Below are 10,132 nucleotides of genomic sequence, written 5' to 3' on the forward strand. Positions count from 1 at the left end.
ATTCCGCAAGCGCGAAATAGGTACACGTTCAGTCATTCAGTAATTCGATGATCCTCTCGAAATCTTCTTCAGAGAAAAACTCGATTTCGATTTTCCCTCTGTTTTTCGTTTTCTTGATGGATACATTCGTACCGAAATGTTCTCTCAGTGTCGTTTCCTGCTCAATCAGAAAGACGTCTTTCTTTTCTTTCTTCTTCGTTGTTTCACGTGAAACATTTTCATTCAGTTTCTGGACAAGCGCTTCCAGCTGGCGGACGTTCAGTCCTTCTTTCATCGTCTTCTCAGCGATGATACTGATCTGCTCTTTTTTGCGGAGACCGAGCAGTGTCCGGCCGTGCCCCATGGAAAGTTTTCCGTCCGTAATGCACTTCCGCACTTTTTCCGGCAGCGCGAGCAGCCGGATATGGTTCGCAATGTGCGGCCGGCTCTTGCCTAACCGGAATGCCAGCTGTTCCTGCGTCAACCCGAGACTGTCCATCAGGTTCTGATACGCTTCCGCTTCTTCGATAGGTGACAGATCTTCCCGCTGCAGGTTTTCCAAGATGGCGAGCTCCATCGATTCTGTATCCGTCAGCTGCCGGACGACCGCAGGGATTTCCTTCAGTCCCGCCAGTTTTGCTGCACGGTAACGGCGTTCGCCGACGACGATCTCATACGCGGAACCGACTTTGCGTACGATGATCGGCTGGAGGACGCCGTGTTCTTTGATGGAGGCGCTCAATTCCTCGATCGCCGTCTCATCGAACCGTTTCCTCGGCTGATACGGATTGACCGTGATACTCTTCAAGTTGACTTGTTCAACGGTTTCCGCCTTTGCAAGCGACTCCCCCGGGAATAGTGCGTTTATGCCCTTACCAAGACCTTTAGCCATTGTGGACCACTTCCTTTGCCAGCTCTAAGTAAACTTCCGCGCCCCGCGATCGTGAATCATAGATGATGATCGGTTCTCCGTGACTGGGTGCTTCACTCAATCGCACATTCCGCGGAATGATCGTTCTATATACTTTGTCCTGGAAATACTTTTTCACTTCGTCGATGACCTGGATGCCCAGATTAGTCCGTGCGTCGAACATCGTCAGCAAGACACCGTCGATGACCAGCTGATCATTCAAGTGTTTCTGGACAAGACGGATCGTGCTCAACAGCTGACTCAATCCTTCCAATGCATAATACTCACACTGCACTGGAATGATGATGGCGTCTGAAGCTGTGAGTGCGTTGATCGTCAGCAGTCCGAGCGATGGAGGACAGTCAATGATGATGTAATCGTAGTCCTCTTTCACTTCTTGGATGGCGTGCTTCATGCGCACTTCCCTCGAGATGGTGGAAACGAGCTCAATTTCAGCGCCCGCAAGCGAAATTGTTGCCGGCACGCAGTCGAGATTCGGTACTTTGGTCGGCAAGATCGCATCCTTTACGGCGACATCGTCGATAAGGATGTCGTAGATGCAATTTTGAACATCCCCTTTATTAATGCCAACGCCGCTTGTCGCATTGCCCTGCGGGTCCGTGTCGATAAGCAGTACTTTCTTTCCGATATGTGCAAGGCAGGCGCTGAGGTTGACGGAAGTTGTTGTCTTACCGACGCCGCCTTTCTGGTTGGCTATTGCAATGATTCTGCCCAAACGTGCACCTGCTTTCTTTCCAGCTTGTGAAGGAACTATACATACTGACCGTTGTTCTACCTATCAGTTTACCAAAACCTGCGTCCAATTGGTACGAATAACAGCACAAAAACTCCTGCAGGCAACCGTGCAAGAGTCATTGGGCGTCTATTTCATCATTTTGACTTCGGAATCTTCACGGTGAATGTGTAGAAGTCTTCCGAGTCCTCTTCTTCCGTCGTCAAGTCGATACCGCTTTTCGTCACCATCGTCAGCGACTGGCGGATCGTGTTGACGGCAATCCGGACATCCTTGCTCACCGATTTCCGCTTCGGAGCCTGTTTCTTCTTGTCTTCCGCCGGCTTCAGCACTTCCTGGATCCGGGCTTCAAGCTGCTTGACGTTCAGTCCCTTTTCCAACGTCTCCTGGAAGATCCGCTGCTGGAGTTCTGGGTCTTTCAGGGCGATCAGTGCGCGCGCATGGCGCTCTGACAGCTCCTTTGACAGGATCGCCTGCTTGATCTCTTCGGGGAGTTTGAGGAGACGCATCTTGTTGGCGATGGTCGACTGGCCTTTCCCGAGCCGCTGTGCAAGCGCTTCCTGCGTGAGCGCGTGGAGTTCCAGCAATTGTTCATACGCGTATGCTTCTTCAATCGCCGTCAATTCTTCCCGCTGCAGGTTTTCAATCAACGCAATTGACGCTGTCTCTTTGTCATCGAGGTTCCGGACAATGGCCGGCACTTCCGTCCAGCCAAGTTTCTTCATGGCCCGGTAACGGCGTTCGCCCGCGATGATTTCGTACGTCCCTTCCTCTGCCTGCCGGATGACGATCGGCTGGATGATGCCATGGGTATGGATTGTACGTGCCAGCTCTTCTATCTTTTCTTCCGAGAAGATGGTACGCGGCTGAAACCGGTTCGGGGAAATCCGCTCGATCTGGATCTTCTCCACCGACTCGTTCGCCATCGGCTCCGCTTCTTCTATGGGAGGGAGTTCTTTTTCACCACTGCCGAAAAACCGTGAAAAGGTATTTTTCATTCCAGACACCACCTTCTTAAGACTATCCTCTGTTGTCATTCCGCTCAATCGCTGCAGAGAGAATGAGTATCACCCGCCATCCGCTCGCAAGCTTGAACCGAATGGCAACAGTCCTGTCATGTACTGACCGACCGCCTATACGAAAAAAAGAGTCCTCAGAACTGCTGTTTCTTCAAATTGGCCTGCAATGTTCCACGTGAAACAGGTTATTGGATTGGCGTCTTGTTTGGCGTGCCGGGTTTTCGTGGATACTTTTTAGGCGTTTTCTTATGTTTGGTAAATACGAATACAGTCCGTTCACTCGCCTCAAGAGGAAGCGAGAATGTATGTTTATCTTCTAACACAACGCCGAGAGTTTCAAGTGCTTTTTTTGCATCGGCAAGTTCATCCTCAGCCGCTGCCCCTTTCATGGCGACGAAACGGCCTCCCACTTTCAGCGCAGGGACGCATAGTTCAGCGAGTACGCTGAGTCTGGCGACAGCTCGGGCAGTGACGATATCATACTGTTCCCGGTAAGCCGGGTTCTGTCCGAATTCCTCTGCACGGGCATGAACGAACTGCACATTGTCGAGTCCGAGCTGGTCAGCCAACTCGTGGAGGAACGTGATGCGCTTATTCAGCGAATCGACGATCGTCACCCGGAGATCAGGGAAACAGATTTTCAGCGGAATGCTCGGAAAACCGGCTCCCGCGCCGACGTCGCACACTGTCGCCTCTTTTGTGAAATCGGTGAAAAAAGCGGCAGAGATGGAGTCGTAAAAATGTTTCAGATAGACGGATGGTTTGTCGGTGATCGCCGTCAAGTTCATCTTTTCGTTCCATTCGACGAGCAGGTCAAAATACGTACGGAACTGGGAAACCTGCTTGTCGGACAGCTGGATGCCCTTCTCTTGAAGCGCTTGAATGAATTGTTCTTCGTTCACTGGAATCCACCTTTCAAAAAAGCTAATACGGACTGGATATCCGTATTAGCTGAGGGTTAGCCGGATATTTTAGCGATTTTGCCCTGTTCAATGTAGACAAGCAGAATGGAAACATCCGCCGGGTTGACTCCGGAAATCCGGGAGGCCTGCGCGATGGACAGCGGCCGCACTTCACTCAGGTTGGCCCTTGCTTCTTTCGCAAGACCTGAAATGGCGTGGTAATCGATGCCGTCCGGAATCCGCTTGTTCTCCATTTTTTTCATACGAGTGACTTGCTGCATCGCTTTTTCAATGTAGCCTTCGTACTTGATGGAAATCTCCACTTGCTCGGCCACTTCTTTCGAACACGGGACTTCAGCCGGTATGACTCTGCTGATTTCGGAGTACTTCATCTCCGGACGCTTCAGCAGGTCTGCCGCTTTCATCGGTTCGCGGAGCGGTGTACCGCCTGCCGCTTCAATGATTCCTTGTACGGCTGCCTCCGGTTTAACGGAAATGCTCCGCAGCCGTTCGATCTCTTCTTCGATCTGCTGTTTCTTCAACAGGAATGCAGCATAACGTTCTTCGCTAATCAGACCGAGCGAATGGCCCGTTTCTGTCAGACGGAGATCTGCATTGTCGTGTCGCAGCAGCAGCCGGTATTCAGCACGGGACGTGAGCAGCCGGTAAGGCTCGCTCGTCCCTTTGGTAACGAGGTCGTCGATCAGGACGCCGATATACGCATCCGCACGGCCAAGGACAACTTCCTCTTTTTGGAGGACATTACAGGCTGCGTTGATGCCGGCCATGATGCCTTGTGCAGCTGCTTCTTCGTAACCGGACGTCCCGTTGATCTGCCCGGCGGTGTACAAGTTCCGGATCTTTTTCGTTTCGAGTGTCGGCCAGAGCTGCGTCGGCACGATTGCATCGTATTCGATCGCATAGCCGGCACGCAGCATTTCCGCTTTTTCGAGTCCCGGCACGCTTTCGATCATTTTACGCTGGACATGCTCCGGCAGGCTCGTTGACAGGCCTTGCACGTACATTTCCCGCGTATTGCGTCCTTCCGGCTCGAGGAAGATCTGGTGGCGCGATTTGTCGGCGAATCGGACGATCTTATCCTCAATGGACGGACAGTAGCTCGGCCCTTTCCCTTTGATGACGCCAGAATACATCGGTGAAAGATGCAGGTTGTCATTGATAAGCTGATGGGTGAGCGGTGTTGTATACGTCAGCCAGCAAGGGAGCTGGTCGGTGATGAATTCCGTCGTTTCGAAACTGAAGGCATGGGGTTCTTCGTCGCCCGGCTGGATTTCCGTTTTGCTGAAATCGACCGTTTTACTATTGACCCGCGGTGGTGTTCCGGTCTTGAAACGAACGGTGTCGAAGCCGAGGTCACGCAGGCTGTCCGCCAGGCCGATCGACGGCATCTGGTTGTTCGGCCCGCTTGAATATTTAAGGTCGCCGATGATGACTTCGCCGCGAAGGAATGTGCCGGTCGTGATGATGACCGTTTTCGCACGGTACACTGCTCCGATTTGGGTGATGACCCCTTTGACTTCCCCATCTTCGACGATGAGCTCTTCAACGACGCCCTGGTGAAGGGACAGGTTTTCCTGATCTTCGAGCGTCCGTTTCATTTCCTGCTGGTAGAGGACTTTGTCGGCCTGCGCACGGAGCGCCCGTACAGCCGGTCCCTTCCCTGTATTCAGCATCCGCATCTGGATGTGGGTTTTGTCGATCACTTTCCCCATGACGCCGCCAAGTGCATCGATCTCCCGGACGACGATCCCTTTTGCAGGGCCGCCGAGGGACGGGTTGCACGGCATGAACGCGATCATGTCGAGGTTCATGGTGAGCACCAGTGTGCGTGCCCCCATTTGTGCAGCTGCATGGGCTGCTTCTGCGCCAGCATGGCCGGCACCGATCACTATGCAATCGAACGTGCCTGCTTCAAATTGTGGCATGCTCGTTCATCCTTCCTATCTATGAATCAGCAGGTCAAGTGCCTGCTGTCAAATTGTTTATTTCCCGAGGCAGAACTGTGAAAATAGCTGATTGATCAGACTGTCCTGCACGGTATCGCCGACGATTTCGCCAAGCAATTCCCATGTGCGGGTGATGTCGATCTGGATCATGTCGATCGGCACGCGCGCTTCCGCCGCCGCCAGCGCGTCATCGATGGACGCCCGGGCCTGGTGCAATAAGGCGATGTGCCGTTCGTTCGAGACGTATGTCGGGTCCTGCGCTTCCACGCCGCCGCCGAAGAACAGCTCGGCAATCGTCTGTTCCAGTTCGTCCACCCCTTCGTCCTGCAGGATGGAAGCGGTGATAACACGCTTTTCGCCAGCCAGCTGCCGGACGTGCGGCAAGTCGAGCTGCTGCGGAAGGTCGGTCTTGTTGACGACGACAATCGCATCCATCGGACGGACCGTTTCCAGCAGCCGTTCGTCTTCCGGCGTCAGGACTTCGGCCCCGTTCAGCAGCAGAATGACGAGATCCGCGTCTTTCAGCACTTGGCGTGACCGTTCCACGCCGATCCGTTCGACGATATCTTCCGTCTCTCGGATCCCGGCTGTGTCGACCAGTTTCAGCGGCACACCCCGGACATTGACATACTCCTCAATAATATCACGAGTTGTCCCTGCTATGTCAGTAACAATCGCTTTATTTTCCTGGACGAGGCTGTTCAGCAAGGAGGATTTCCCTACATTCGGACGGCCGATGATGACGGTCGAAAGCCCTTCCCGCAAAATACGTCCTTGGGAAGATGTCGAAAGGAGCCGGTCGATTTCGCTCCTCACCCACTGACCCTTGTCGATCATGAGCGGGATTGTCATCTCTTCGACGTCGTCATATTCCGGATAATCGATATTCACTTCCACTTGCGCAAGCGTTTCGAGCAATGCCTGGCGCAAGCTTCCGATCAGCCGCGACAGCTTGCCGTCCATCTGGTTGAGGGCGACATTCATCGCCTTGTCCGTTTTTGCACGGATAAGGTCCATGACCGCTTCCGACTGTGATAAGTCGATCCGTCCATTCAAGAATGCACGCTTCGTGAATTCGCCAGGTTCTGCGAGTCGTGCGCCGAATTGCAGCACGAGCCGCAAGACCCGGTTGACGGACACCAGGCCGCCGTGGCAATTCAGTTCCACGACGTCTTCCCGTGTGAACGTTTTCGGTGCTTTCATCAGAGACACCATGATTTCTTCGACGGTTTCCCCCGTCGATGGATCCACCAGATGACCGTAATGGATCGTATGGGAAGCGGCATCCACTAATTTTTTCGAAGACGGCGAACGGAACAGCCGATCGGCGATCTGCACGGCTTCGTCCCCGCTAATCCGGACGATTGCAATCGCCCCTTCTCCCATCGGCGTCGAAATCGCCGCGATTGTATCAAACTGCACGCTGACTCACCTTCCTGACCTGTCGTTATCCACATGTGCATAACCTGTTTCCGGGCACAACTATCTAACGATAAATTTTATCACAAATCTGCCGCAAGTCCTAGCATGGAATCTGCCGTTTTTGTGGATAACTTGAAAACTTTTTTCACGGGGTGGACCGCGGCACTCGTATGTCCGCTGATTTCCGGGGATTTTCAACACAAAAAACTGCCCGGCAGCGCCTGTATTGGCACTGCCGGGCAGTTTTGTTTTTCGTTATTTGATCGGTTCGATGACGAGATAGCGGCGCGGATCCTTGCCTTCGGAATACGTTTCGATATCGAGACGGTCAGCGAGGGCGTTGTGCAGCACTTTCCGCTCATTTGAAGGCATCGGTTCAAGTTCGACTTTTCGGCCGCTTCGCACAGCTTTGTCCGCCATGCGGTCCGCCAGCAGCTCCAGCGACTCTTCCCGGCGTTTCCGGTAGTCCCCGACGTCCAGGCGCACGACTTTGTACGTTCCGGTTCCTTTGTTCGCGATCAGCTGGGCGAGCTGCTGGAGCGCATTCAGCGTCGCTCCCCGTTTGCCGATCAGGAACGCCGCCTTTTCGCTGTCGAGCTGGAAATCCATGACCTTGCCGTCCAGATTGCATGTGATCGACAGGTCATCGACGCCCATATCCTGTACCACTTCCTGCAGATAGGCTGTCGTTTCCGCCTCGATCTCTTCATCGGAACGTTCCGGACCGGCCGGCTCTTCAGCAGGATCGTCTTGCAGGACGGCAGCCGGGATGTCCGGCTGTGTTTCGTCATCCGCTGGTGCCGGTGCTGTTTCTTCCGGCATCTCTGGCGTTTCAGCGGCCGGCTCTTTTTTCAGTCCTTCATTCAGTTCTTCATTAAGTTCCTCTGCTGGTTCCTGTACATCAGGCTCCGGCAGGCGGGTCACGGCGACTTCGGCTGGCACTGCGCCGAAGCCGAGGAATCCTTTCTTTCCCCGGGTGATCACTCGGACATCGACTTGTTCCCGTACAGCGTTCAATTTCTCCAGTGCTGAAGCGATTGCATCGTCCACGGACTTGCCGGTCTGTCTGATCTCACTCATTTCCGCTTCGTTCCCCCTTTTGCCTTCGGTTTCGTCTGTTCTATAACAACTTCCTTCTTCTTGAATGGCTTATAGATGAAGAAGTTCTGGATGACCGAGAAGATGTTCCCGACAACCCAGTACAGCGCGAGGGCTGCCGGCATGATCGTTCCGATTACGATGATGAAAATCGGCATGATGTACATCATCACTTTCATCTGCGGGTTATCCATCGCGGGACCCGTGCGCAGGACGACGAACTGCATCAGTCCGGCGGTGACGGCGAGCACGATGCTCGGTGCCGCCAAGTCGAATACGAGGAAATTGCCTAGCGGGATTTCAGGTGTCGCATTCATCCGGCTGATTGCGTGATAGAAACCGATCAGGATCGGCATCTGCACGATGACCGGCAGACAGCCTGCCACCGGGTTCACTTTATTTTCAGTCATCACCGCCTGCATCTCTTCGCGGTATTTCTGCTGGGTGACGGCGTCTTTCGATTTGTACTTCTCTTTCAATGCGGCCAGTTTCGGCTGGATTTCCTGCATCTGCTTCGAACTTTGCGTCTGCTTCAATGTCAGCGGCAGCAAAATGAGGCGGATGATGATTGTCACGGCGATGATTCCGAGCCCGTATGTACCGAGCAGTTCCTTGAATGTCTCGATCAGCGATACGAGCGGCCAGACGATGTACTTGCTCCAAATCCCTTCACTGGACGCCGATATCGGCTCTTTGAAATCTCCGCAGCCGGCCAATACGACGGACATGACCGTCAGCATGATCAGCAGCCCTGCTTTTTTCTTCAATGTAGTTCCCCCAAACCCTTTTTCAGTTTTCTCGTCAGATTAGTGTCAGTGTATCACGAACGATTCGGTCACTTCTACTTCTTCTTCAGGACGCGTGCAATCCGCAATACGTGCTGCAGACTTTTCTTCGTTTCATGGAAGTCGAAGCCGGCTGCCGGGTGTCGTGCGATGATGACGTAATCCCGATCCTGGCGCAGTTCGTCCTTCAATTCGAGGAATGTCTGCCGGATGTAGCGCTTGATGCGGTTGCGTGTCACCGCGTTGCCGATCTTCTTGCCGACGGACAGGCCGATCCGGAACTCTTCCCGTCCTACCGCGGGCATGACGTAGACGACGAACTGGCGATTTGCGAACGACTTGCCGTGTTTGAACACCTTCTGAAATTCTTCATTCTTCTTGATCCGCTGTTTTTTCTTCATTACAGGCACCTGCTTCATCGCGTGGTTGGTTTTCTGGTTATGGCGGATTGACCGCGTTGTTTTATATATACGCTTAGTTGGTCGGAGTGCAAGGCGGCGACTCCTGGGCAGCCTAAGTACGCCGCGTCCTGCGGCAAAGGCTGCATGACCTCCGTCCTGGAGGCCCGGGATCAGCGAGCTAATTGAGACCCCGGAGGGAGCGAAGCGACCGAGGAGGCTGAGATCGAGCCCCCCGGAAAGCGTCCGCCTGGAACGGAGATCAACGGTTGCTCGTTAATCCGCCATATCCATACTATATAGTCGGCCGTGGACATAAAAAAAAACCACTGAATGTTCAGTGGCTTACGCTGAAAGAACTTTTCTTCCTTTTCTGCGACGGGCTGCAAGGACTCTGCGTCCGTTTTTCGAGCTCATCCGTGCACGGAAGCCGTGGACTTTGCTGCGTTTACGTTTATTTGGTTGATACGTACGTTTCATAGTAGAAGACACCTCCTGCTTTACTGACTCTCTTGCACCTGCATATAACAGTCTTGACAAGTATAGCTGTCATCTGCTTCCTTGTCAAACGGTTTTTCAGCCAAGTTTCTCATCACGTCGGATCCGCCGGCTTATCCCCGCTTTTGGAAGCACAAATAGTTATCCACACATCATCCGCAGCCTGAAAAACCCTGCTGTGCATTTTTCGCCAGCCGGATTTTTCAAGTTTCATGGTTTGTCGACAACTTTTTCACATACCCCGCCTTGTGGATAACGTTTCTATCCACATTTGCGGGCCATGTGAATAACCTAAGCCATCCCTTGCGATGCAAGAGATTTCCTGATACAATGAGAAGGATTTTGCTGTGCATATAATTCCATACAATACTCGTTATCCACAATTGTTAATAAGTTGTGG

The 10,132-nt window shown here is 53.1% G+C and carries 10 protein-coding genes; all 10 read right to left on the bottom strand.

Going from position 1 to position 10,132, the window contains the following annotated elements; all coding sequences use genetic code 11:
• Positions 1-28: 28 nt before the first annotated feature.
• The 10 genes from NFU03_RS15275 to rpmH all read right to left on the bottom strand — a co-directional run bounded on the left by NFU03_RS15275 (position 29) and on the right by rpmH (position 9,714).
• Positions 29-871 (bottom strand): ParB/RepB/Spo0J family partition protein, encoded by an 843-nt coding sequence (locus tag NFU03_RS15275; protein ID WP_251639986.1) that lies wholly within the window; start codon positions 869-871, stop codon positions 29-31.
• Positions 864-1,625, bottom strand: coding sequence for a ParA family protein (locus tag NFU03_RS15280; RefSeq protein ID WP_251639987.1), 762 nt, complete (start codon positions 1,623-1,625; stop codon positions 864-866). The genes NFU03_RS15275 and NFU03_RS15280 overlap by 8 nt, the downstream gene beginning before the upstream one ends.
• Before the next feature lie 155 nt (positions 1,626-1,780).
• Positions 1,781-2,641, bottom strand: coding sequence for a nucleoid occlusion protein (gene noc, locus NFU03_RS15285; protein ID WP_251639988.1), 861 nt, complete (start codon positions 2,639-2,641; stop codon positions 1,781-1,783).
• 206 nt (positions 2,642-2,847) lie between these two features.
• Complete coding sequence (rsmG, locus tag NFU03_RS15290) at positions 2,848-3,564, bottom strand: 16S rRNA (guanine(527)-N(7))-methyltransferase RsmG (protein ID WP_251639989.1); 717 nt, start codon at positions 3,562-3,564, stop codon at positions 2,848-2,850.
• A 56-nt stretch (positions 3,565-3,620) separates the two neighbouring features.
• Positions 3,621-5,510: a tRNA uridine-5-carboxymethylaminomethyl(34) synthesis enzyme MnmG gene (gene mnmG / locus NFU03_RS15295; RefSeq protein ID WP_251639990.1), complete on the bottom strand. Its 1,890-nt coding sequence runs from the start codon at positions 5,508-5,510 to the stop codon at positions 3,621-3,623.
• Between the two features lie 57 nt (positions 5,511-5,567).
• On the bottom strand, positions 5,568-6,953 hold the full coding sequence (gene mnmE, locus NFU03_RS15300) for a tRNA uridine-5-carboxymethylaminomethyl(34) synthesis GTPase MnmE (protein WP_251639991.1): 1,386 nt from the start codon (positions 6,951-6,953) through the stop codon (positions 5,568-5,570).
• 255 nt (positions 6,954-7,208) lie between these two features.
• Positions 7,209-8,033, bottom strand: coding sequence for an RNA-binding cell elongation regulator Jag/EloR (jag, locus tag NFU03_RS15305; RefSeq protein WP_251639992.1), 825 nt, complete (start codon positions 8,031-8,033; stop codon positions 7,209-7,211).
• Positions 8,030-8,818 (bottom strand): membrane protein insertase YidC, encoded by a 789-nt coding sequence (yidC, locus tag NFU03_RS15310; protein WP_251639993.1) that lies wholly within the window; start codon positions 8,816-8,818, stop codon positions 8,030-8,032. The genes jag and yidC overlap by 4 nt, the downstream gene beginning before the upstream one ends.
• A gap of 74 nt (positions 8,819-8,892) precedes the next feature.
• A complete protein-coding gene (rnpA, locus tag NFU03_RS15315; protein ID WP_251639994.1) occupies positions 8,893-9,237 on the bottom strand; it encodes a ribonuclease P protein component in 345 nt (114 codons plus the stop codon).
• A 342-nt stretch (positions 9,238-9,579) separates the two neighbouring features.
• Positions 9,580-9,714 (bottom strand): 50S ribosomal protein L34, encoded by a 135-nt coding sequence (rpmH, locus tag NFU03_RS15320; protein WP_251639995.1) that lies wholly within the window; start codon positions 9,712-9,714, stop codon positions 9,580-9,582.
• Positions 9,715-10,132: the final 418 nt, after the last annotated feature.

It is taken from the genome of Sporosarcina sp. NCCP-2716 (assembly GCF_023707985.1).
Taxonomy (GTDB): Bacteria; Bacillota; Bacilli; order Bacillales_A; family Planococcaceae; genus Sporosarcina.